Annotated in this window: 20 protein-coding genes; 7 read left to right on the forward strand and 13 right to left on the reverse strand. The window is 41.3% G+C overall.

Annotated elements, in window-relative coordinates:
* Window positions 1–97, forward strand: a 97-nt coding sequence (locus tag OA91_RS16180) for an IS3 family transposase (protein WP_157203854.1), incomplete at its 5' end; no start/stop codon positions are given.
* Between the two features lie 73 nt (window positions 98–170).
* On the opposite strand, the gene OA91_RS16185 is transcribed toward OA91_RS16180, so the two are convergent.
* Together OA91_RS16185 and OA91_RS16190 are read right to left on the reverse strand one after the other, a co-directional pair.
* Entirely contained in the window at window positions 171–971 is an 801-nt protein-coding gene (locus tag OA91_RS16185; RefSeq protein WP_063339100.1) for an arylamine N-acetyltransferase family protein, read from the reverse strand.
* 144 nt (window positions 972–1,115) lie between these two features.
* The gene (locus tag OA91_RS16190) at window positions 1,116–2,456 is read right to left on the reverse strand and encodes an aminotransferase-like domain-containing protein (protein WP_063339101.1); all 1,341 of its coding nucleotides are present in this window, start codon (window positions 2,454–2,456) and stop codon (window positions 1,116–1,118) included.
* A gap of 348 nt (window positions 2,457–2,804) precedes the next feature.
* Between OA91_RS16190 and OA91_RS16195 the strand changes: the two genes are divergently transcribed.
* On the forward strand, window positions 2,805–3,422 hold the full coding sequence (locus OA91_RS16195; RefSeq protein WP_063339102.1) for a DJ-1/PfpI family protein: 618 nt from the start codon (window positions 2,805–2,807) through the stop codon (window positions 3,420–3,422).
* Between the two features lie 51 nt (window positions 3,423–3,473).
* Here OA91_RS16195 and gmhB read toward each other — a convergent pair whose 3' ends face one another.
* Window positions 3,474–4,031 carry a D-glycero-beta-D-manno-heptose 1,7-bisphosphate 7-phosphatase gene (gene gmhB / locus OA91_RS16200; protein ID WP_063339103.1) on the reverse strand — a complete coding sequence of 186 codons (558 nt, stop codon included), beginning with the start codon at window positions 4,029–4,031 and terminating at the stop codon, window positions 3,474–3,476.
* 238 nt (window positions 4,032–4,269) lie between these two features.
* On the opposite strand from gmhB, the gene OA91_RS16205 reads away from it, so the two are divergent.
* Window positions 4,270–5,163, forward strand: coding sequence for a lysophospholipid acyltransferase family protein (locus OA91_RS16205; protein WP_063339104.1), 894 nt, complete (start codon window positions 4,270–4,272; stop codon window positions 5,161–5,163).
* A 108-nt stretch (window positions 5,164–5,271) separates the two neighbouring features.
* Here OA91_RS16205 and ybaK read toward each other — a convergent pair whose 3' ends face one another.
* From ybaK to def, 6 genes are all read right to left on the reverse strand, one after another.
* Window positions 5,272–5,745: a Cys-tRNA(Pro) deacylase gene (ybaK, locus tag OA91_RS16210; protein ID WP_046015437.1), complete on the reverse strand. Its 474-nt coding sequence runs from the start codon at window positions 5,743–5,745 to the stop codon at window positions 5,272–5,274.
* Between the two features lie 7 nt (window positions 5,746–5,752).
* On the reverse strand, window positions 5,753–7,201 hold the full coding sequence (locus OA91_RS16215) for a TrkH family potassium uptake protein (protein ID WP_063339105.1): 1,449 nt from the start codon (window positions 7,199–7,201) through the stop codon (window positions 5,753–5,755).
* A 99-nt stretch (window positions 7,202–7,300) separates the two neighbouring features.
* Entirely contained in the window at window positions 7,301–8,674 is a 1,374-nt protein-coding gene (gene trkA, locus OA91_RS16220) for a Trk system potassium transporter TrkA (RefSeq protein ID WP_046015439.1), read from the reverse strand.
* A gap of 399 nt (window positions 8,675–9,073) precedes the next feature.
* On the reverse strand, window positions 9,074–10,378 hold the full coding sequence (rsmB, locus tag OA91_RS16225; protein WP_063339106.1) for a 16S rRNA (cytosine(967)-C(5))-methyltransferase RsmB: 1,305 nt from the start codon (window positions 10,376–10,378) through the stop codon (window positions 9,074–9,076).
* Between the two features lie 68 nt (window positions 10,379–10,446).
* The gene (fmt, locus tag OA91_RS16230; RefSeq protein ID WP_063339107.1) at window positions 10,447–11,424 is read right to left on the reverse strand and encodes a methionyl-tRNA formyltransferase; all 978 of its coding nucleotides are present in this window, start codon (window positions 11,422–11,424) and stop codon (window positions 10,447–10,449) included.
* A gap of 116 nt (window positions 11,425–11,540) precedes the next feature.
* Complete coding sequence (gene def, locus OA91_RS16235) at window positions 11,541–12,050, reverse strand: peptide deformylase (RefSeq protein ID WP_046015442.1); 510 nt, start codon at window positions 12,048–12,050, stop codon at window positions 11,541–11,543.
* Window positions 12,051–12,297: 247 nt separating this feature from the next.
* Between def and dprA the strand changes: the two genes are divergently transcribed.
* Window positions 12,298–13,635, forward strand: a complete 1,338-nt coding sequence (gene dprA, locus OA91_RS16240) for a DNA-processing protein DprA (RefSeq protein ID WP_063339108.1) — start codon at window positions 12,298–12,300, stop codon at window positions 13,633–13,635.
* Between the two features lie 270 nt (window positions 13,636–13,905).
* On the opposite strand, the gene hslR is transcribed toward dprA, so the two are convergent.
* Window positions 13,906–14,322: a ribosome-associated heat shock protein Hsp15 gene (hslR, locus tag OA91_RS16245; RefSeq protein ID WP_046015444.1), complete on the reverse strand. Its 417-nt coding sequence runs from the start codon at window positions 14,320–14,322 to the stop codon at window positions 13,906–13,908.
* 172 nt (window positions 14,323–14,494) lie between these two features.
* Between hslR and cysQ the strand changes: the two genes are divergently transcribed.
* Window positions 14,495–15,346, forward strand: a complete 852-nt coding sequence (gene cysQ / locus OA91_RS16250) for a 3'(2'),5'-bisphosphate nucleotidase CysQ (RefSeq protein ID WP_046015445.1) — start codon at window positions 14,495–14,497, stop codon at window positions 15,344–15,346.
* 178 nt (window positions 15,347–15,524) lie between these two features.
* On the opposite strand, the gene lpdA is transcribed toward cysQ, so the two are convergent.
* The gene (lpdA, locus tag OA91_RS16255) at window positions 15,525–16,964 is read right to left on the reverse strand and encodes a dihydrolipoyl dehydrogenase (protein WP_063339109.1); all 1,440 of its coding nucleotides are present in this window, start codon (window positions 16,962–16,964) and stop codon (window positions 15,525–15,527) included.
* A gap of 186 nt (window positions 16,965–17,150) precedes the next feature.
* Here lpdA and OA91_RS16260 point away from each other — a divergent pair, with 186 nt between their 5' ends.
* Entirely contained in the window at window positions 17,151–17,708 is a 558-nt protein-coding gene (locus OA91_RS16260) for a TetR/AcrR family transcriptional regulator (RefSeq protein ID WP_046015447.1), read from the forward strand.
* Window positions 17,709–18,060: 352 nt separating this feature from the next.
* Window positions 18,061–18,978, forward strand: a complete 918-nt coding sequence (locus OA91_RS16265) for a LysR family transcriptional regulator (RefSeq protein WP_063339110.1) — start codon at window positions 18,061–18,063, stop codon at window positions 18,976–18,978.
* Between the two features lie 86 nt (window positions 18,979–19,064).
* On the opposite strand, the gene gabT is transcribed toward OA91_RS16265, so the two are convergent.
* Window positions 19,065–20,342 carry a 4-aminobutyrate--2-oxoglutarate transaminase gene (gene gabT / locus OA91_RS16270; RefSeq protein ID WP_063339111.1) on the reverse strand — a complete coding sequence of 426 codons (1,278 nt, stop codon included), beginning with the start codon at window positions 20,340–20,342 and terminating at the stop codon, window positions 19,065–19,067.
* A 92-nt stretch (window positions 20,343–20,434) separates the two neighbouring features.
* Window positions 20,435–21,916, reverse strand: coding sequence for an NAD-dependent succinate-semialdehyde dehydrogenase (locus OA91_RS16275; protein WP_157203855.1), 1,482 nt, complete (start codon window positions 21,914–21,916; stop codon window positions 20,435–20,437).
* Window positions 21,917–22,107: the final 191 nt, after the last annotated feature.

The raw sequence follows: 22,107 nt of genomic DNA on the forward strand, positions 1-22,107 counted from the left end.
AGAGTATATTGAGTATTACAATACTCAAAGAATTAAGGTAAAACTAAAAGGCCTGACACCGATAGAGTATCGATATCAGGCCTTACAAGCAGCTTAACAAAGCGTCCAACTTTATGGGGTCACTTCAATGGCTGCTTTTTTGTTTGTGCAATATGAGTTTATGATAGAAATTATATAGCGTCATATTTTGTTAGTGTTTTAAACTCAATATCCATGTCTATGCCAAAGGTATCTTTAAGTGTGCTCATATAAGTATCTTTAGTATCTAAGTTGTATTCGGTAACACCTAACTCTGTTTTTACTTTCACCTTTCCATTTAAGAGTGTTGTTATGCCATCATGATTTCTAATTGTGGCGATACAACGTGAAGTGAAAGCTGAGTTTGGGTGTGTAGAGGTATAATGGTTGGCGTACTCGATATCGCCTTTGCAAACATAGCTCATATCTAAACTGTATAAATCTAACCAAGACTCTTCTTCTGTTTTTATCTGTAAGATCGCCCCATAAAACTTATCTTCAACAAAACGAAATGTTTGGGAGTCTGTCTTTAACTCTTCGTTTAGCCTATAGGGAAGTGGCTCTCTTGGTGTTTGGGAGCCAAAACCAGCATCCAGCACCCACTTCTCATCTTCTAGGGTGACAAGTGTAACTTGATGGCTACGCCCGCTTGGTTCCTCTGCTAAATGTACTCTTGCCAACAGGGGTCTTGCTTCAAACCCTATCTGAATAAGAGCGCTTAATAACAAGCCGTTTAGCTCAAAACAGTAGCCTCCCCGCTGGCTCATAACCAGTTTGTTAAAAAGCGCTTCTTCAGATAAAAGTATGGGATTGCCATTAACTATATCTAGATTTTCGAAAGGAATTTTTGTGTGTTGAGAGGCATGTAGTAGCTTCAAATACGCCCTATTAAGATCTTTAGGGGCAGTCATTTCAATTTTATTTAAATAGGCTTCTAACATACGCTCATTCATTTAGAGTCAACCTTCAATGGCTATTAATGGGGCTTTTTATTGACGTAATCTTTAACTAGGTGTGAGTATAAAAGTTGAAGTTAAGTTTAAGTCAATAGCATTTTGTTAGAAGCTTAATGGCCCTATATTCACTTCATTCATCTATCACATTCCTAAGGCCTGAAACTCAATCGTTTCTTTTATTAAGGTTAAGGTACTTTCTAATTTACTAATCTCAACAGAAGCTAAAGCTAAGCGAACTGCTTGGGGGATATGTTCTGTGGTGGCATAAGGCTCAGCATTAGAAACAGAAATATTGAGATCTAATAAGGCCTTGATTAATAAGTCTGATCTCACATCCTCCGGCAAAGGCAGCCATAAAAAATAAGAGGCGGGATGAGATTGATATCTCAATTCATGAAATACTTTTTTGACTATTTCTTGTCTTTTGATCGCATCTAAACGTTTCTCCTGCTCTAGGTGATAGATGCTGCCATCTTCAATCCATTGGCAAGTTAGTGCTGACAACAAGCCTGCTGTGTTCCAAGTTGTAGCCCGAATACTTCTCTCAATTGATGAAACCCATTTCGTGGGTGAGAGGATAACCCCGACTCTTAATCCTGTGGCAAGATTTTTTGAGAAGCCGGATATATAGAAGGTGATATCAGGGGCCAGAGTCACCAAGGCTGGTGGTGCTTGAGTCTCAAGAAAACTGTAGGCGGCATCTTCTATTATGGTGAGTTGGTGTTTTCTTGCTATCTCTATTAGCTGTTTTCTTTGTGTTAACCCCATTACTGAGCCTAAGGGGTTATGTAATGTGGGCATTGAATAGATAGCTTTGATTTTACGCTGCTCACAGGCTTGGGCTAATGCATTGAGGTCTGTACATTGATTTAGCATAGGTATCGCAATCAGCTCTAAACCATGTACTTGGGCCAGAAGTTTAAAACCTGGGTAGGTAATCGCATCAACAGCGATTAGGTCCCCTGGTTTTAATAAAGACATAACCGTCAGCGCCAGACCTTGCTGGGCACCATTAACGATTGCCATGTTTTGTGTTTCAGCGCTGATATTATGATTAGCTAAATAGTTTTTTATTACGCTTTTATCATTTAGGCGACCATTATGGGGTTGGTAACTTAACAAGGAGGCTAAGTCACCAGAGTAGCTTAACTTTCTTAAAGCATCCCTTAGCATTTTAGGTTGGTTCTCAAGGATAGGTGAATTGAAATTAAGGTCCAACATACCCTCTGCTAATGATGCTTGCTTAATACCATGACTAGGTGGAACTTGGCTTTCTTTTACAAAGGTACCTCGTCCAACCTCACAACTTACTAGCCCCATTTTAGCTAATTCTTGATAAATTTTTGAGGCAGTTGATAGTGCTATTTTTTCTTGTGAAGCAAACTTTCTATGGGTGACTAGTCTTGCTCCTGGCTGGTATTTTCTTTGCCTAATATCCTCAGCCAGCCGATCTAAAATAGTTTTATATTTTTGAGTGCTCATTAAATTGTACCTAGAACAATTTTTTATTGTCATGAAATTTAACCTTAGACTAGGGAACCTACGAGTAAGTCCTCCCGCCTCAGCGTGTGGATAAAAGCCGCTAGATTTATGGCGAGGAGCGCAACTTAATAGTGATTCTATTGATAAGGTTCTCAACTTAAAGATAAGGCTTTTAGACCATGCCCTTCGGGTCTTTAAGAAAAAGTAACACCCTGTGTTGTTATTTCTCGAAAGGTACCTACATTACGTCAAAGTAATGCCTTGTGTGATACTTTTTCTGTAAAGACTGAGAAGAGGTGACTTACTCGCAGGTTCCCTAGCATTTCCAATAACCTAAAGGACAATACTATGCACATTTCTATTCTTACTTTCGATGGTTTTAATGAGTTGGACTCTTTTATTGCGTATGGCATTTTAAACCGAATTAAAAAGCCTAATTGGCGCGTCTCTATAGCTGGCTCTAGTCCTCAAATTACCTCAATGAATGGTTTGCTGGTTGATAGGCAAATTGACTTAATTGAAGCCTCTAAGACTGATGTGGTACTGGTAGGGAGTGGCATGAAAACCCGTGATGTGGTGCTTGATCAAAGTATTATTTCGCAGCTTTCTTTAAACCCAAGTCGGCAGCTAATTGGCGCTCAATGTTCAGGCGCGCTTGTATTAGCTAAATTAGGGTTATTAAACGAGGTGCCTGCTTGCACGGATTTAACCACTAAACCTTGGGTGCAAGAAGCAGGTGTCAAAGTATTAAATCAGGCCTTTTATGCAAATCAAAATACAGCAACAGCTGGTGGTTGCTTGTCTTCTATATATTTAGCTGCTTGGGTTATCGCACGTTTAGAAGGGGTAGAGGCGATGAAAAGTGCAATAGATTATGTTGCCCCTGTGGGTGAAAAAGAGGCGTATGTTGAGCTTGTTATGCAGCAAGTTATGCCTTTTATAGAAAGAGACTCATCTTATAACTAGTCTCTTTCTATAATTTGTATCTATTAAATAGATTTATAAGAATCTGTACTTTTAACTGTATTGGTAAAGGGTTGCTAAGGTGAAGGCGGCAAGGTCTGTATAAACTTGGAAGTGAAAGTCTATCTCTTTGTATTGAGTCTCTCTACCTTTGCCTGTAAGTACTAAGGCTGTTTTACAGCCTCTGGCATGCCCTGCTTCTAAATCACGTTTTGAGTCACCCACCATGATCGCAGGTGTTTCTTCAAAGTTAACGCCAAGCTCTGCTTCAATAGACTCTATCATGCCCGCTTTTGGTTTGCGGCAATCGCATTGATCGTCTGGGCCATGTGGGCAATAACGAATACCACTGATACTACCACCCTCAGCTTCGACCAATTGCGTCATCTTATTATGCATGGCATCTAAGGTATCAATGTCGTAATAGCCTCTTGCTATGCCGGATTGGTTTGTCACAACAAAGACTTTGAAGCCTGCTTTAGATAAAGCTGCAATGGATTTTATACTGCCAGGAATTGGAATCCACTCTTCTAACGATTTCACATATTGATCAGAGTCTTGGTTTATCACTCCATCTCTATCGAGCAAAATGATAGGTTTAGTTTGAGTCATGCTGGTATCCTGGCGATTGAGTTGAGGCATTATAAAGGCTTTGAAACAAGGTTAATAACATTTGTTTCACATCATTACTGTTTAACTATTCCAAACTAGGCCATATTAAGGCGGACAAGATAAAGGCAAGCAGAAGCTGGCTGAATCTTTTACAATAGCGCCATTATACTTTAATAGATCTTGGTATTGATTCTTATGCTAGGTGAACAAGGCGTCTTCTTTTCTTGAATGGGATATTATGAACAATCGGTTAGGCTCACTTTTTATTTATATTTTACGTTTTTTAGGTTTGTTGCCCTTCTCTCTGGTACAAAAATTAGGCGCCTTATTTGGCCATACGTTTGTTAAACGTAATCGCCGTACAGTTAACGCAATCGACATCAACTTAAAACTTTGTTTACCTGAAAAAAATGCTGATCAAAGACTCGCTATTCGCAACGATAGATTGAAAAACATGGGACAAACTGCCCTTGAAATGAGTCATGTTTGGACCAAACCTAAGGAACAAGTCCTCGCTCTACTAAAACCAAATAACAATGATAATTCTGCCTTTGAAGAAGCGGTTAAAAGTGATTCTGGAGTATTAGTACTAGCACCCCATCTTGGTCACTGGGAAATGATGAATTATTACTTGGCACAGTTTAGACCTCTAACTGCCATGTATCGCCCTGTAAAAAATGCTAAGAAGCTTGATTGCTTTATTCGCGATGCGAGAGAAAGAGCTGGCTCTGAGTTGGTTCCAACTGATCGCAAAGGTGTGATGCAATTAATGAGAGCTTTAAAAAGTAGTGGTTTGGTAGGAATTTTACCGGATCAGGTTCCTAAAGATGGTGGCGGTGTTTATGTGCCATTTTATGGACAACAGGCCTATAGCATGACACTTACCTCGCAACTGGTTAATAAGACGGGTGCTAAGGCTTTTATCGGTGCTGCTTTTAGAGTTAAAGGTGGATATGAAGTGGCTATGCAGCCAGTTGATGAAGACTTTTATTCCGATGACATTGAAACCTCTGTCGCAGCGATGAACCGTTCTATCGAAAAGCTTATTGAATTACATCCTGAGCAATATCAGTGGGAATATAAACGTTTTAAGAAACAACCAGATGGTCATTCTCTCTATCCAAGAGGCTAGTTTAGAAGCTAATTAACAGTGTTTGTTTTGCAAATACTCACTAAAAAAGGCGCATTTTAATGCGCCTTTTTTGTGTTGGTTTATCTGTTCTAAATAAGACGACTCGTTTCAATTGTCATCTTTTAAATCGGCGAATTGAGCTCTGCCGCAAGCACTAATGAGGTCAGCTGGTTTAAGGCCTATGTCTAACCCCCTTTTACCTCCACTAACGTAAATACTTACTAACGCTTTAGCACTTTGATCAACTGCGGTAATCAAGGCTTTCTTTTGTGCAATAGGGCTAATTCCCCCGACCAAATAACCGCTGCTTTTTTGCGCTTCATTTGGGTCTGCCATGATGAGCTTCTTAACACCAAAATGAGCGGCTGCTTTTTTCAAGCTTAAGGTGTGAGTGACAGGAATAATTGTCACAAACAACTTAGTACCATCACTGACTAATAATGTCTTAAAAACACTAGCAGGTTCGAGTCCTAGCTTATCTGCTGCTTCTAACCCAAACTGGGTACATTGACTGTCGTGTTCGTACTCGTGCAAGCTGTACGGAATCTTCTTCTTTTTGAGAAAGTTGCATGCCGGTGTCATCGCAGTCCTACCTTTGCCAAAACATAGGCGTGAATAATACCAATAGCGTAAAGACTTCTAAACGTCCTAATAGCATAGAGAAGCACAACATCCATTTTGCAGGATCACTGATAGAGCCAAAGTTGGCTGCTACTTCACCTAAGCCCGGACCTAGGTTATTTAATGTTGCTGCAACAGCAGACCATGCTGTGAGTTGATCTAAGCCTGTTGCCATTAAACCTATCATAAGTATTACGTAAACCAGTAAGTAAGCTGAGAAGAAGCCCCATACTGCAGAGATAACTCTTTCATGAATTGCTTTACCACCGAGTTTTACTGGGATAATAGCGTTAGGGTGAATTAAACGCTGAATCTCACGAAAGCCCTGTTTTAAGATAAGTAGAATACGAATTACCTTCATACCACCACCGGTGGAGCTGGCACAACCACCGGCAAAAGAGGTAACGATTAATAAGAAAGGTAAGGTATTCGGCCAGGTTGAAAAGTCTTCGGTGCCAAAGCCTGTTGTTGTGGCAATGGAGATGCTTTCGAACATGGCGTATCTAAACGCAGTTGACCATTCATAGCTGGATGTCATCGCAAGTACCAAGGTGGTAATGGTAATGGTACAGAGCAGAATAAAACCAAAAAATTTCACTTCAGAGTCTTTGAAGTAATGCATGATGGAGCGGCTACGCCAAGCGTAAAAGTGCAAACCAAAATTCAATGCCGAAATGATCATAAAGATTACGGCAATAGCTTCTATCATAGGGCTATCAAAATAACCTATGCTGGCATCATGGGTTGAGAAACCACCAATGGCAACGGTTGAAAAGCTGTGACAGATAGCATCAAACAAACTCATTCCTGCCGCCCAAAAACCTAATGCGCAAGCAACGGTTAAAGATGCGTAAATGTACCAAAGGGCTTTTGCTGTTTCAGCGATTCTTGGTGTTAGTTTAGAATCTTTTACAGGGCCTGGTGTTTCTGCACGATAAAGCTGCATACCACCGACACCCAGCATCGGCATGATAGCGACGGCTAATACAATGATACCCATACCACCAAGCCATTGAAGTTGTTGGCGATAGAATAATAAAGCATGGGGCATATCATCTATGCCGGTTAGAATGGTTGCCCCTGTGGTTGTCAGGCCCGAAATAGACTCGAATAAGGCATCGGTAAATGAGAGTGCTTGAGAGTCAACCAACATGAAAGGTACAGCACCAAATAAGCCTAGTACTGACCAGAACAAGACGGTAATGATAAAGCCATCACGTATTCTTAATTCTTTACGGTTCCCTTTAAAGGGAAGCCACATGCAAAAACCACCTATTAGGTTAATGAGTAAGGCGTATAAGAAAGCGTGAGTATCACCATCTTGGTAGATAAGGGACACGATTAAAGGCGGAATCAAGGTTAAGCTGAAGACCATAACCAAAATGCCAATAACGCGAAAAATGACCTTGATGTGCATTTGCTTTCCTAATGTTGGCGCTTCTGATTAATCTAGTGCGCTTTAGGTGATTGTTCTAATTCAATGAGTAATTTGAGTGTCTTGTTAGCGATTGATTCTTTAGAAGAAGGTTAAGCCTACTTGGAATAATTGCTCGACTGCTGGAATTTGTTTTTTGTTAGAAACGAAGATGATGACATGGTCTTCAGCCTGAATCATAAGATCACCCGTTGCAATTAGAACCTCTTCATCTCTTACCACGGCTCCTATTGTCGCCCCTTCTGGTAAGTTAATATTTGCTATGGTTCTTCCAACCACTTTAGAGGATTTATAATCACCGTGAGCGACGGCTTCTAAAGCCTCAGCTGCGCCTTTTCTGAGTGAGTGAACATTTACCACATCACCACGACGAATGAAGGACAACAAGGTACTTATGGTCATATGTTGAGGAGAGATAACTATGTCTATCATATCGTCTTGGACGATATCGACATAGGCTGGGTTATTGATAATTGTCATCACGGTTCTCACACCCAATCGCTTGGCTAACATAGAAGACATGATGTTAGCTTCGTCGTTATTTGTAAGTGCGCAGAATACGTCGGTGGATTCAATATTCTCTTCTAATAAGAGTTCTTGTTTAGAGGCGTCACCATGTAGGACTATAGTGTTGTTAAGATTTTCAGATAAGTAGCGGCACCTTGGTAAACCTCGTTCTACTATCTTTACTCGGTATTCATCTTCTAAACTTTGTGCCAAACGCTCACCGATATTACCGCCTCCAGCAATCATGATACGACGATAAGGGTTATCTAAACGTCGCAACTCACTCATGACATCTAATACATCTCGTTGAGCGGTCAAAAAGAAGACTTCATCATCAGCGCGAATATGAGTTGTTCCAGCAGGTTGGATAGATTGGCCGTCACGGTAAATCGCTGCAATACGAGTTTGAATAGAAGGCATGTGCTCTTTCAAGAAGCTAATAGGTTGGTCAATGAGAGGCCCCCCTACTTCGGCTCTTACTACCACAAGCTGAACCTTACCTTCTGCAAATTCCATAACTTGTAGTGCACCTGGATATTGAATCAAGCGCTTAATATGACGAGTCACTTCTTTTTCAGGGCTGATACGCACATCAATAGGCAAACCATTGTAGCCATAAATTTCTGGTCGACTGGCGTAGGCATTCGACCTAACACGGCCTATTTTTGTCGGTGTTTTAAATAGGGTTTCTGCTATTTGGCAGGCAACCATATTGATCTCATCTTGGTTGGTTACAGCGATCAACATGTCAGCGTCATCACCACCTGCTCTTTCTAATACATCAGGATGAGAGGCACTGCCTTCAACTGTTTGAATATCCAACCTATCTTGTAATTCACGTAGGCGTTTGTCGTCCATATCAACAACGGTTATGTCATTATCTTCATTCGCTAAATTTTCTGCGAGAGTTGCACCAACCTGACCTGCACCTAATATGATGATTTTCATGAAATATCCTGAGCTGCTCTAGGTGATCTTTGTCGACCTAGATGAGATGGGGCCACTGCCCTAATGTAAAAAGAAATATCGCGTTAATTTTAAACAAGTCGAGCTAATTAATTAATGCTAATAAGAAAATAAACTGGATTAATTTGCTCTAGACTGCGAAATAGTCATTATCAAATAGCTTTTGATGAGGAAAAGTTTTGTCGAGAAAATATGTAGGTGATTTTTAGCGTTAGCTCATTGATTCAAGCTTATTTAGGTCAATGTCTTTGTGATTATTACTAGGGAAAAAATCCATGATAGGAAACAGTTTGCCCCTACTCCTTATGCATTTTAGTAAGGAAGAAAGGGCATACTTGTTCGTTCAAACGCTTGCTTAGTGCTATACAATTTAAAGCCGCATTAACTCTTTTCTATTAAGCAATAGTAGAAACCGTCATGGCTATTTTGTTTTGGGAATAATTGGATACCGTGACTCACCTTTTTACCCCAAGGTACATCAAGCATGATTTCTTTAGCGTTTTGAGTCTTGCTTAAGAAGCTCGCCATTTGTTGTTCATTCTCTTCAGGCATAAGTGAACAAGTGGCGTAAAGCATTCTTCCACCGGGTTTTAGTGTTAACCAAATTTGCTCAATTAACTGTTTTTGAATAGTGACGAGTTCATCAATATCAGCAGGCTTACGATTAATTTTAATGTCTGGATTACGACGAATCACACCTGTGGCAGAACAAGGAACATCTAATAAAATTTTATCGAATTCGACTTTGTCCCACCAAGCGTTGAGATCCCCTGAATCAGCACAAATTAATTCTGCATTAAAATTGAGCCTTTCTAAGTTCTCTTCTATTTTTGCCAAGCGCCATGATTCTAATTCAATGGCAGTCAGATGAATGTCCGCACTTTCTAGTAAATGGCCAGTTTTACCCCCCGGAGCAGCACAGGCATCGAGTACTTTATCTCCTTGTTTTGGCGCCAAAATAAAGGCACTAAGTTGAGCCGCCTCATCCTGCACACTCATGTCACCATCAAAAAAACCGGGTAATGACTGTACAGATACGGCTTGATTCAAATAGATAGCTGACTCAGAAAACTCACCTTTCTCACTTTCTATACCCTGTTGAGATAATTTTTCCATTTGTGTTTCACGTGAAACACGAGACAAATTAACTCTTAGGCACATAGGTGGGCGAGCGTTATTTGCTGCGACAATTTGCTCAAAGTCGTTAGCCCAATGTTTATTGAAACGCTTTAAAATCCATTTAGGGTGAGCGTGAGCAACCGAAGGCATCTCTTTCAGGATGGCTTTAATATCATCTGCTTCTCTTAAGTAGCGTCTTAAAATGGCGTTAACTAATTTACCTGCCCAAGGTTTGCCAATTAGCTTAGCACTTTCGACAGCTTCATTTACGGCTGCATGTTCTGGTGTATCCATATAATCTATCTGATACAAGGCAACTAAAATGGCAGCATATACATCGTAATCCTTTTCTTGGAAAGGCTTATCTAACATGTGTAAAGCAAAGCTATTCAACTTTGGATAATGGCGACTTACCCCAAAACAAATCTCTTTTAATTGTGGGATATGCTCAGCTTTAACATCAGCTTGTTTGCGAGCTAATTGGGTGCTCAAAGAGCCCTTGTTGAGAAGGATACTTTCAAGTATTCGAATGGCAACAAGTCTGACACTGCTAACTTTCTCGTTCATAATTTTCACTTACCAGTTAATTATTTAGCCTAGTTGTCCTATTACCTACTACTAGGCTAGACAAAAAATTAGCCCCCTATTTGACTGCCAACAGTAAAGGCTTTTTTAAACTTCCCGTTTAATGCATCTCGAATAGCAAGTCGTTTGCCCCCTGAAAACTGCACCATTTGTAAGGCAATTGATCCTTCTTGAGCGGCAACGATAACACTGTCCTTATTTATCTCTATCACAGTGCCTGGCTCAGATGAGTTCACTTCTAAGCTATGAAGGCTTGCCTGATGTATCTTGATATTACCTTTTTCAGTTTCAAGATAACTTCCAGGCCAAGGTGATAAACCTCTAATTTTACGCGCTAGATCTGCTGCTGGTGTGTGCCAATCAATCAGACCTTCTTGCTTAGTTAACTTGCTTGCATAGTTAGCGAGTGCATCATCTTGTTTCTCAGCTTGATGCTTGCCTTCTTTAATTTGTCCAAGTGTTTCAACCAAGAGTGAACCACCTAAAGGGGCTAGCCTGTCATGTAGATCAGCTGAGGTGTCGTCATCAAGAATGTCACAGCTGACTTTACTCAGCATATTACCTGTATCTAATCCCACATCCATTTGCATTATGGTGATGCCGGTTTCCTTATCCCCTTCAATTAGAGATCTATGGATAGGTGCAGCACCACGCCATCTAGGTAACAGAGACGCATGTACATTGATGCAGCCAAGCTTAGGAGTATCTAATACAGTTTTTGGAAGAATCAAACCATAGGCTGCTACAACCATGATATCTGCATCAAGGTTAGCAAGTACTTGCCTATCTTCTTCAAGTTTAAAGTTAAGCGGCTGATACACAGGAATCTCATGTTCTAAAGCTAATTGCTTAACTGGGCTAGCAACGAGTTTTTGCCCTCTTCCTGCTGGCCTATCTGGCTGACTATAAACAGCGATGACTTGATGATTTTCATTGTTAGATGAATCGATCAAGGCTTTGAGGCTGGCAGCAGCAAACTCAGGTGTACCTGCGAATACAATTTTTAATGGCGTTTTTTCTTGAGGCATATTTTTGCTCTTTCAATAAAAATCAGGCCGTAGCCTGATTTAAAAATGGGGGTATCGACTAGCTGCTGATTTACCGAATAAAGAGACGGTGAGCTAAATCGAATAAAAGCTTTGTCTTAAGCACGCATGCGTTTTTGGTTTTTCACCAGTTTCGTTTTAATGCGGTTGCGCTTAAGTGGTGACAGATAATCCACCATAAGTTTTCCGTCTAGGTGATCTATCTCATGCTGTACACATACAGCAAGTAACCCAGTTACCTTCTTTTCAAACTCTTTGCCATGACGATCAAGGGCAATGACTTTTACTCTTGCTGCACGATAAATATGCTCATAAAAACCAGGTACAGATAGGCAACCCTCTTGCTCTTCATTTGGTGCATCATCTAGCACTTCAAATCTAGGGTTGATAAAAACCATAGGGTCATTTTTTTCTTCTGAAAAATCCATTACAACCACACGTTGATGAAAATCAACTTGGGTTGCAGCAAGACCTAAACCGTTTTGATCGTACATAGTCTCAAGCATGTCATCTATTTTGACTTGCAAGGCATCGTTAAAATCAGTCACAGGCTTGGCTACAGTTCGTAGACGTGGATCAGGATATTCGAGAACAGGTAGAACAGCCATTTTAAATTACCGTATAAATTAGTTAGTTTTCATTTCCAACATATTGAATAGCGCTTGAGTCTTAAGTAAATCTATAGCAAAAGCATGATTCAAATACATAGGAGATAGATCAAAATATATTCTTATTATTGTACCGTATGTGAATTAATAGAGTAGTGTTTTACACCCTATATCGAATAATTATTAATGATAAAGCCCATTAGTTCACCTCTCCCATAAGAGTAAATAGACGCAAGGAATGCGCTAAATGGAAAATACACAGGAACCAGTATTATCAGGGGTCACTTGTTTATCGAAGCAAGACTGGCTCACACTAAGTTTTATTAAAGGTGTTGGGCCAGCCAGATTAGATAGGCTTTTTACTTACCTTATCTCTTTTGAACAAGAGGTAAGTCGGTTAAGTCATAATTACTCGGCGAAAAGATTAGTGAGTTATGAGCTGCTCATTCAACTAAAGTGGCCAAGTGAAACCGCCAATAAAGCTATTACATATCTCGCTCATGGTTGGTTAGACGATGAAACAAAAGCTCAGCTTAATCTAACTTTAGATTGGCTGGATCAAAGCCCTCTTCATCACTTGGTATTTCGTGGAGAAGATGCTTACCCTAGTAGTTTAAATGAAATACCAGTGGCACCACTCTTTCTATATATCAAAGGTGACCTCACTGCATTAGCTCTTCCTCGCTTAGCAATTGTTGGTGCCAGAAAAGCGACTGCCTATGGTTTAGATACCGCGTTTAATCTGGCTCAATCTTTAGCAGAACAAAGGGTTAGCATTGTTAGTGGTGGTGCAATAGGGATTGATACGTCAGCTCATCAAGGCGCACTGAGTATCCAAGGGAGTAGTATTGCTGTTATGGGAGCCGGTTTACTCAACCTTTACCCTAAACATAATACCTCGCTTTTTCATTCTATTATTGATCATGAAGGCTGCTTGTTAAGTGAATACCCTCTTAAAACTAACGTTCAGGCGAGGCTCTTCCCTGCTCGTAATCGCATCATAAGTGGTTTGAGTTTAGGAGTGATAGTGGTGGAAGCAAGCTTTAAAAGCGGTTCACTCATCAGCGCTAATTACGCCTTAGAGCATGATAGAGAAGTATTTGCTGTGCCTGGTCGAATTATCGATCCTGCATCAGCTGCCTGTTTAGATCTTATCAAACAAGGTGCTAAGTTAATTACCTGCGCTGAGGATGTATTAACTGAGTTTCCTATTCTCAAATGTGAGCCCCAGTTGCTTGCTCAAAAACAAGATGATCTTAATTTTAAGCAAGATAAGAATGTGTACCCTAGGCAAAAAGAGGGTGTGAAATCTCATGTTTCACGTGAAACACGGATAGAAAAACAAGTTATTCCCTCCTCTATTTGTGTTGAATCACTGCCAGAAAAAGCTCAACTTCTTTTAAATGATATAGATGATTGTCTGGTTCAAAAGGGTATGAAGAATGAATTCGAACTAGATCAACTAGTAAGCTTAAGCGGTTTTACCATTGATGAAGTTATGCAAATTTGTATGGAATTAGAGCTAGCAGAAATACTCGACCCACTCATTACTGGATACGCTCGGCGGCTCGAATCTAGTCGTTAGTTGTTTTTATTCATCTCGCTAAAGCTTTTTTTCTTCTATTTTGTGCTTTTAAAGCCATTAATGTATTTGAAGTTACAGTTTCTAAAAGGCCAGGTTGAAAACGAAATGGTGAGGCTTTGAGCTGAGGCAGAGAAATAACGAAAGACACTATTATTTGCTAAGGGAATAATAAGGGAATAAAACGAAAGAACAAAAAAACGGCTTATTGTTTTAAGCCGTTTAATTGTTTTAAGCTGTTTAGCGGCTGAGGTTTACTAATAAGTTAAAAAGTTAGTGACCGCCAAAGATGTCATTTTTAAGCTGCTTAATATCGCGACGTTCTTTCTTATTGGGTTTATGATCTGCCATGATACGACCCCCTAGTGATTTATGTTCTAAGGCACGACGTTCACGCTTCTCTATCGATTCTTCCGTTTCTTCGTATAAAAGCCTTGCTTCAGGTGCGCCTCGGCGCTGCTCACTGATAGCTTTGATGATGAGGGTCTTTTCATCCCAACCTAATCTTAAAGTAATCGTCGCCCCAACTTCGACATTGCGACTCGCTTTACCTTTACTGCCATTGTAAGAAACCTTGCCACCGTCAATTGCATCTTTACAAATAGAGCGTGTTTTGTAAAAGCGTGCGGCCCAAAGCCATTTATCTAGTCGAACTGCTTGTGATTTTGGTTGTTTTTCTGGTTTACTCATACAATGATTATTCACTTTAAATTAGGTTGATAACAGTTAGCTTAGCTTTACTGTTAGATGTCTAACATTGACCACATAATCTAATTTACCCTCAGCGTTAATGTTTAAGCTGTTAATGTTTAAACAAGGTTTAGCCAAACGCTTTTGATGTGAGAGATACTTTGAGGCCTTTATGCAGGATGTAATTAGCCACCCGTTTTATCTAGCGTTACAAGAAATTATACATGATGCAGCGGATGCCATTATGGAAATTTATCAACGCTCAGATTTTGGCATAGTTCAAAAGGCAGATGATAGTCCAGTGACGGCTGCAGACTTAGCCGCACACAATATTATTGTGGCTGGATTAAATAAGCTGACACCTAACATTCCTGTGTTATCAGAAGAGAATGTCATCCCCTATCAAGAACGTAAAGACTGGCCTTTATTATGGGTGGTTGATCCGCTAGATGGCACCAAGGAGTTTATTAAGCGTAATGGTGAATTTAGCATTAATATTGCCTTGGTCGAAAATCATAAAAGCATCTTGGGTATGGTTTACTTACCCGTCACTCAAGAAGGTTATTTCGGTGTCACAGGTGACTGGCAAGACATGGAAAAAATGGCTGTTAAATGGACTGAAGATGATACCCAAGTGTTGCAAATCCGTGTGCCTAAAACACCGCTTATTGCGATGACAAGTCGCAGTCATGGCCCTAACCTGCCAGACTCATTGCGAGAAATTCTATTAGAAGAGTTTGACCATATCGAAGAAATTGCAAAAGGCAGTTCGATTAAAGCTTGTCGCATCGCTGAAGGAGAAGCCGACCTACACCTGCGTAGAGGGCCAACTTGTGAATGGGATACTGCAGCATCTCAAGCTGTGGTTGAAGCCGCTGGGGGCGTTCTCATGAGCTTTAACGGTGAACCTTTTAGGTATAACGCCAGAGAGTCTTTACTGAATGGTCATTTTTTAGTGACAGGGTCTGAGCTTATGCCAGTGATCTTGAACTGGTATTTAGAACAAAACTTATCCGAAGATTAGCTTCCCTTTAAAACTAAGTTTAAAGCCGTAAAAATAACGGCCTTAAACCTTGCTTTAAAATAGAGCAAAAAAATATCAAATACGAGTGCTTCAAGCATAAAAAGTAAGTGACTATTTACTTATATAGTCACTTACTCATATTCAAAATTACTCTTGTCACACTCTTTTCTTTTACCCTTTAGCGTGCAAACAGCGCCGCAGCAGGGTTAGGGAAATCTGTAATACTACCTGTACCAAGCTCTGCCGCTAAGCCAACAGACTCATGCAGACTTGGGTGAGCGTGAATCGTTAAAGCAATATCTTCTAGTTCAGCACCATACTCAATGGCTAAGGTTAACTCCCCTAGTAACTCTCCCGCATGCTCTCCAACTATGCCTGCACCCAAAATCTTCTGAGTGTCAGCATCATAGATTAACTTAGTTTTACCATGCTTTATTTCTGCCGCTATGGCTCTGGCACTTGCCTTCCAAGGAAAGCTCGCCACTTTAAAATTTAAGCCTTCAGCTTTGGCTTGTATCTCAGTCATGCCTACCCAAGCCACTTCTGGATAAGTGTAAGCTATGCCAGGAATTGCTTTAGCTTGGAAATAACTCGCCTTACCTGCAATGACCTCAGCTGCAATATGGGCTTGATGACTCGCTTTATGTGCCAGCATTGGGCCATAAGTAACATCGCCAATTGCAAAGATATTAGGCAGGTTGGTACGGCATTGATCATCAATTAAGATAAAACCTCTAGCATCAATTTCGACACCGATTTCTGGAATACCTGCTAATTTACCATTTGGACTACGCCCAACAGCAACTAAAACGGCATCAAAATTGTGGGTTTCAAGTTCGCCTTTGGCATTTTTATAATCAACAACCAAGTGCTCAGGTTGGCTTTCTATCTTGGTTACCTGAGTATTGGTTAGAATATTAAAACGGCCTTTGTTAGCTTGCTCAAACACCTTCACTAGATCCTTGTCGGCACCAGCCATAATTTGGCTAGACATCTCCGCTACACTGACTTGACTACCTAATGCTTGGTAAACCGTAGCCATTTCCATACCGATAATACCGCCACCTAAGATAAGCAAGCGCTCAGGTATTTCTGTAAGGTTCAATGCAGTCGTTGAGTTTAAAATGCGTTTATCTTCATAAGGGATAAAAGGTAAACGAATATTCTTTGAACCCGTTGCTAAAATAGCCTGTTGGAATGTCACAGTTAATTGACCATCAGTGCCATTTAATAACAAAGTATTAGCACTGGTTAATTGCCCTTCACCTTGCAGTACTGTGATCTTACGTTGCTTAGCCATAAGGCCAAGGTTAGAAGTAAACTTGTTGACCGTATTGGTTTTAAACTCTCTTACCTGATCAAGGTTTACCTTGGCTTCCCCTAGCTCTACACCAGAAACACTAGGTTCTTGTGTACTGCGTATTTGACCTGCTACATGCAACAATGCTTTAGAGGGGACACAACCTACGTTCAAACACACCCCACCAAGAGCCGCATACTTCTCGACTAATACAACATTAAGCCCTAAATCAGCAGCCCTAAAAGCGGCGTTATAACCACCAGGGCCTCCCCCTAAAACCAAAACATCATAGTTAGTATCTGGGTTAAAACTTGTCATAACACCGCCTTTAAATTGCTAAAATTATGTTTTTCGATAGGTTTACCTATCAGTAGATAGATGAAATATAACTTGTATACTCAAATGGAGTCAATAAAATATCTATCAGTAGGTAGATAAAAACTCCAAGAGAATAGTTAGCGCTCTCCTCTAATAAAATAATCAGCACACGAGTATGAAACTTTTATGAGCAAAACAGAGAAAAAAGACACTAAAAGTCTAATCATGGATTTGGCAGAAAATGCCATTATTGAGGGAGGCTTTAACGCTTTTAGTTTCCGTGAACTTGCTGCTCAGATTGGCATTAAGAGTGCAAGTGTTCACTATCACTTTCCAACCAAGGGAGACCTTACGGTAAGTGTATTGAGACGCTACAAAGATAACTTCGCAAGTGAGCTTCCTTGTGTGGAAACAAGTCATGCTAGTGCTAATCAATTGCTCAATGGGTTTATTGATGGTTTTAAAACAAAAATCGTAGATAACCATAATATGAGTATTTGCACCATGCTCACCACAGATGTGCGCCAATTACCTGATGAAGTCCGTGAAGAGCTTGCAGACTTTTATCGCATCAAGCTTAACTGGCTAGGTTCTGTCTTCATGTTAGAAACCGGTATGGATGAAAAGCAGGCACAAATCAAAGCTTGCCAAATGTTAGCTAGCCTTCATGGGGCTTCAATTTTAGTGCAGGCCACAGGTGATGTGGAAAAATACGAAGATGCGGTTGGTTATTTAAGGCAATAAAAGGTTTAAAGCAAAAAAAGCCCCTTCACTTGATGAGTAAGGGGCAGAAACCGGAAGCTATAGGGATAGTTAAATCAGGTTGGGTGGTGCCTGACTTAAGCTTCCAATATTTGGCTAAAGACATACTAGGTGAGATAACGCCCGGCTTAAATTCAAGAAAACCAACCTAAAGTTAAGGCAGCACAAAACAATCCCTCATTCCCCCCTACTTACTTGATCAAGCACACTAGAAGACAATATGCTCAGAAAAAAGAGTCATGATTTAATTCAATAGATAAAGCAAAAGCATGGTATTTTAGGTACAGCTAAGGCTAACCTTTTTGCAGAAAAGAGCAGTTACTTCAGAGGCATTATGAGCACTAAGAATTATTCACTTGGACAGATTGGCGATTATGAAATTAAACAACTAAAGGTGTTTAAAACGGTTGTCGATTGTGGTGGATTCTCAGCCGCAGAAACGGCTTTAAACATAGGTCGCTCTACCATTAGTCTTCATATCTCAAACCTTGAATCACGTTTAAACCTAAGCCTGTGTAAGCGTGGCCGTGCCGGCTTTTCATTAACGCAAGAAGGGCAAATCATTTACCAGATGACCAATGAGCTACTTGACTCATTGGAGGGCTTTCGAACCACGGTCAATAATCTTAATGCCAGTCTGACAGGTAAACTGAGAGTTGCTTTATCAGATACAGTGAGCCTTGATAAGCGTAGCCAGTTTCCTGATTTGATTCGTGCTTTTGGCGCCCAAGCCAGTGAAGTCATGCTGCATACCAATGTGGCGCCTATGGCAGACATTGAACGTATGGTGCTAAACGATGAGGCCGATATCGGTTTCATTCCTTACCATAGGCAATTAGATGGATTGAATTACATCCCTCTGTATCAAGATACTTGTTACCTCTACTGCCATGCATCTCACCCTTTGGTAAGCATGTCTGAAGCAGAGCAAAAGCAAGAGGTGAATCAATTCCCTACTACTCATGCAGGGGTGAAACCCCATGAAGGTATCAGTGCGCAGATTAATGAGATGAACCTTTCTGCTGTGTCTTATTTCTACGATACACGTTTAGCCTTAATTCTCTCAGGGCAATATATTGGCTTCTTACCTGATTTTTATGCGCAAGAGTATATTGATAAAGGGGAACTGGTGGCGGTGTTAGCAGAACAAATAAACTATGATTTAGGCGTGGCTGTGATTAGCCGTAAAACGGCCCAACCCAATAAGGCCCGTGAGCTTTTCATTGATATCATTAGTCAGCAGTTTGTCTAATAGAATCAGCACTTATATTTCAGCTTTGTAGAAACAAAAAAAGAGCCAAAAGGCTCTTTTTTTATGTGCTGGACTGACTTAATGGCTTAGGTCAATTCAGTAAAGCAAGCTTTAAGAATCGCCATACCTTCATCAAGAATATCAAATTCTGCTGTTAGTGCTGGCAAGAAACGAATCACGTTACCACGGATACCACACGATAAAAGAATTAGGCCTTTTTCAGAGGCTTTTGACACTAACGCCTTGGTAAGCTCTGGGTTAGGTTGATTAACATCCCCGCCTTTCACTAGTTCCAACGCTATCATGGCGCCTGAGTTACGAATGTTGCCAACCAGGTCTGTATGCATTTCTTTAATGTCATGAAGATGTGTCACCATGTGCTCGCCGATTTGAGTAGCACGCTCACATAACTTCTCTTCTTCGATCACATCAAAGACAGCCAGTGCAGCAGCACAACCAACCGGTGAACCACCATAAGTACCGCCTAGGCCGCCAGGAATAGGTGCATCCATAATGTCCGCTTTACCGACAACCGCTGCAATTGGGAAACCACCAGCAATACCTTTCGCTGCTGTCATCAAGTCAGCTTCTATCCCAGATGTTTCATGGGCAAACATGCTACCTGTACGGGCAAAGCCTGTTTGGATCTCATCCATAATCAAGAGGATGCCATGCTCATCACAAATGGCGCGTAGTGCTTGTAAAAACTCGGCTGGCGCTTGATAAAAGCCTCCTTCCCCTTGTACTGGCTCAATAATAATCGCAGCCACACGAGAGGCTTCAATATCACAGGTAAAGCGCATTTTAAGGTCATTTAGTGACTGCTCAATGCTAACCCCATGATATTCATTTGGATAAGGCACATGGAAGATGTCAGATGGGAAAGGACCAAAGCCAACCTTGTAAGGCGCTACTTTACCGGTTAATCCCATGGTCATATTAGTGCGACCGTGAAAACCACCATTAAAGGAAATGACACCTGGTCGGCCAGTATAAGCTCGAGCGATTTTGACACAGTTCTCTACCGCTTCCGCGCCAGTAGTGACCAAAATGCTTTTCTTAGGTGTTGGGCCAGGCGCTGCAGCATTTAGCTTTTCTGACAGCTCAACCGCAGATTCATAGGGGCTAACCATGACACAAGTATGAGTAAAGCGTTCCACCTGAGCCATCACAGCCGCTTTTACCTTGGGGTGATTATGGCCTGTGTTTACCACAGCGATACCTGCACCAAAATCAATATAGCGTTTACCTTCTACGTCCCAGACTTCGGCATTTTGTGCTCTGTCCACATAAACTGGTGCCATATTGCCTTGCCCGCGAGCCATGGCGTTTTCTTTTCTTACTTGTAAGTTAGCGTTTTTCATTGTCATCTCCGGTCTACTCGCCTTATTCGGCGAGCTGTCATTAGCTGTTTGCCTTAGTGATTTCCGGGACAGTATTAAGTGAAAGCTTGGCTTTAACTTAAACCACCCATGCATAGGTATTTGGTTTCAACATACTCTTCTATGCCGTATTTAGAGCCTTCACGACCACTACCAGATTCTTTAACGCCACCAAATGGCGCGACTTCACTGGAAATGATGCCTTCATTGATGCCCACCATGCCGTATTCAAGCGCTTCGGATACACGCCAGATGCGGCTCAAATTTTGGGAATAGAAATAAGAAGCAAGACCAAATGGGGTATTGTTTGCCATGGCAACGGCTTCTTCTTCGGTTTTAAAACGGAACAGAGGTGCGACTGGCCCAAAGATCTCGTTATGGAAAATATCCATATCTTCGGTTACATCCGTTAGTACGGTCGCTTGATAAAATTGGCTACCTGCTTGGCTGGCTTTATCGCCACCCGTTAGAACCTTCGCCCCTTGTACCACAGCACCATTTACCAACTCTTCTACCTTGTTAACCGCTGCTTGGTTAATAAGCGGCCCGATAGCAACGCCAGCTTCTTGGCCATCACCCACTTTCATCTCAGCGACTTTGGCAGCAAGCTTGGCTGCAAACTCGTCATAAATACCCTCTTGAACCAGTATGCGATTGGCGCAAACACAGGTTTGACCTGCATTACGGTATTTAGAGGCGATAGCGCCCTCAACCGCTGCATCGATATCTGCATCATCAAATACGATAAAAGGTGCGTTACCGCCGAGCTCCATTGAGGTGCGTTTAACGGTTTGAGCACACTGGCTAAGTAGTAACTTCCCGACAGGGGTTGAACCGGTGAAACTTAGCTTGCGAATACTTGGGTGACTAGTCAACACGCCACCAATGTCAGCTGCACTTTTACCTACAACCACATTGATAACCCCTGCTGGAATGCCTGCTTGATGGGCAAGCTCTGCTAAAGCGAGTGCGCATAAAGGCGTTTCGTCAGAGGGTTTGATCACTATGGTACAGCCTGCAGCAAGCGCTGGGCCTACCTTGCGAGTAATCATGGCGATCGGGAAGTTCCAAGGGGTCACAGCTGCAACAACCCCTACAGCTTGCCTGATCGTCATGATGCGTTTGTCTTTGGCAAAAGTCGGGATAGTATCGCCGTAAATGCGACGCGCTTCGTCGGCAAACCAGTCAATAAAGGAGGCGCCATAAGCGACTTCGCCCTTTGCTTCGGCTAAAGGCTTACCCTGTTCTAGTGTCATCAAGAGAGCTAAATCTTCTTGGTTATCCAAGATAAGCTGATTCCAGCGACGTAGGAGTGTTGCACGCTCTTTTGCAGTTTGTGCTTGCCAAGGTTTAAGTGCGGCTTCTGCTGCAGTCACTGCGTCCTGTGTATCGCTAGCGCCAAGGTCAGCAACCTCTGTTAAAAAGGCGCCATTGGCTGGATTGGTAACGGCAAAGCTTTTGCCTGACTGGGCACTTACCCATTGGCCGTTAACATAAGACTCTTGTTTGAAAAGGCTTTGGTTCGCTAAATTAATTGCTGTTTGTGAAGTTTGCATCGTCTACTCCAGACTTAAATTCTTATCTCAATGTCTATGGGTCAGAATTTATGTTTCTAAATTCGATCATAGGGTTTAGGTACATTGATAATGACGTGTCTTCGATACTAGTCAAAGCTAAAGCGAAAGAAGATGCTGTTAAATCGCTTTAATGTTTGATGAACTTCAAACTTTCATAAGCACACACTAGA

It is taken from the genome of Marinomonas sp. SBI8L, from assembly GCF_001624705.1.
Taxonomy (GTDB): Bacteria; Pseudomonadota; Gammaproteobacteria; order Pseudomonadales; family Marinomonadaceae; genus Marinomonas.

What these genes read in the sequence shown, in the direction of transcription:
- OA91_RS16185 (WP_063339100.1), bottom strand. Translation starts at nt 971, where the DNA reads ATGAATGAGCGTATGTTAGAAGCCTATTTAAATAAAATTGAAATGACT.
- OA91_RS16190 (WP_063339101.1), bottom strand. Translation starts at nt 2,456, where the DNA reads ATGAGCACTCAAAAATATAAAACTATTTTAGATCGGCTGGCTGAGGAT.
- OA91_RS16195 (WP_063339102.1), top strand. Translation starts at nt 2,805, where the DNA reads ATGCACATTTCTATTCTTACTTTCGATGGTTTTAATGAGTTGGACTCT.
- gmhB (WP_063339103.1), bottom strand. Translation starts at nt 4,031, where the DNA reads ATGACTCAAACTAAACCTATCATTTTGCTCGATAGAGATGGAGTGATA.
- OA91_RS16205 (WP_063339104.1), top strand. Translation starts at nt 4,270, where the DNA reads ATGAACAATCGGTTAGGCTCACTTTTTATTTATATTTTACGTTTTTTA.
- ybaK (WP_046015437.1), bottom strand. Translation starts at nt 5,745, where the DNA reads ATGACACCGGCATGCAACTTTCTCAAAAAGAAGAAGATTCCGTACAGC.
- OA91_RS16215 (WP_063339105.1), bottom strand. Translation starts at nt 7,201, where the DNA reads ATGCACATCAAGGTCATTTTTCGCGTTATTGGCATTTTGGTTATGGTC.
- trkA (WP_046015439.1), bottom strand. Translation starts at nt 8,674, where the DNA reads ATGAAAATCATCATATTAGGTGCAGGTCAGGTTGGTGCAACTCTCGCA.
- rsmB (WP_063339106.1), bottom strand. Translation starts at nt 10,378, where the DNA reads ATGAACGAGAAAGTTAGCAGTGTCAGACTTGTTGCCATTCGAATACTT.
- fmt (WP_063339107.1), bottom strand. Translation starts at nt 11,424, where the DNA reads ATGCCTCAAGAAAAAACGCCATTAAAAATTGTATTCGCAGGTACACCT.
- def (WP_046015442.1), bottom strand. Translation starts at nt 12,050, where the DNA reads ATGGCTGTTCTACCTGTTCTCGAATATCCTGATCCACGTCTACGAACT.
- dprA (WP_063339108.1), top strand. Translation starts at nt 12,298, where the DNA reads ATGGAAAATACACAGGAACCAGTATTATCAGGGGTCACTTGTTTATCG.
- hslR (WP_046015444.1), bottom strand. Translation starts at nt 14,322, where the DNA reads ATGAGTAAACCAGAAAAACAACCAAAATCACAAGCAGTTCGACTAGAT.
- cysQ (WP_046015445.1), top strand. Translation starts at nt 14,495, where the DNA reads ATGCAGGATGTAATTAGCCACCCGTTTTATCTAGCGTTACAAGAAATT.
- lpdA (WP_063339109.1), bottom strand. Translation starts at nt 16,964, where the DNA reads ATGACAAGTTTTAACCCAGATACTAACTATGATGTTTTGGTTTTAGGG.
- OA91_RS16260 (WP_046015447.1), top strand. Translation starts at nt 17,151, where the DNA reads ATGAGCAAAACAGAGAAAAAAGACACTAAAAGTCTAATCATGGATTTG.
- OA91_RS16265 (WP_063339110.1), top strand. Translation starts at nt 18,061, where the DNA reads ATGAGCACTAAGAATTATTCACTTGGACAGATTGGCGATTATGAAATT.
- gabT (WP_063339111.1), bottom strand. Translation starts at nt 20,342, where the DNA reads ATGAAAAACGCTAACTTACAAGTAAGAAAAGAAAACGCCATGGCTCGC.
- OA91_RS16275 (WP_157203855.1), bottom strand. Translation starts at nt 21,916, where the DNA reads ATGCAAACTTCACAAACAGCAATTAATTTAGCGAACCAAAGCCTTTTC.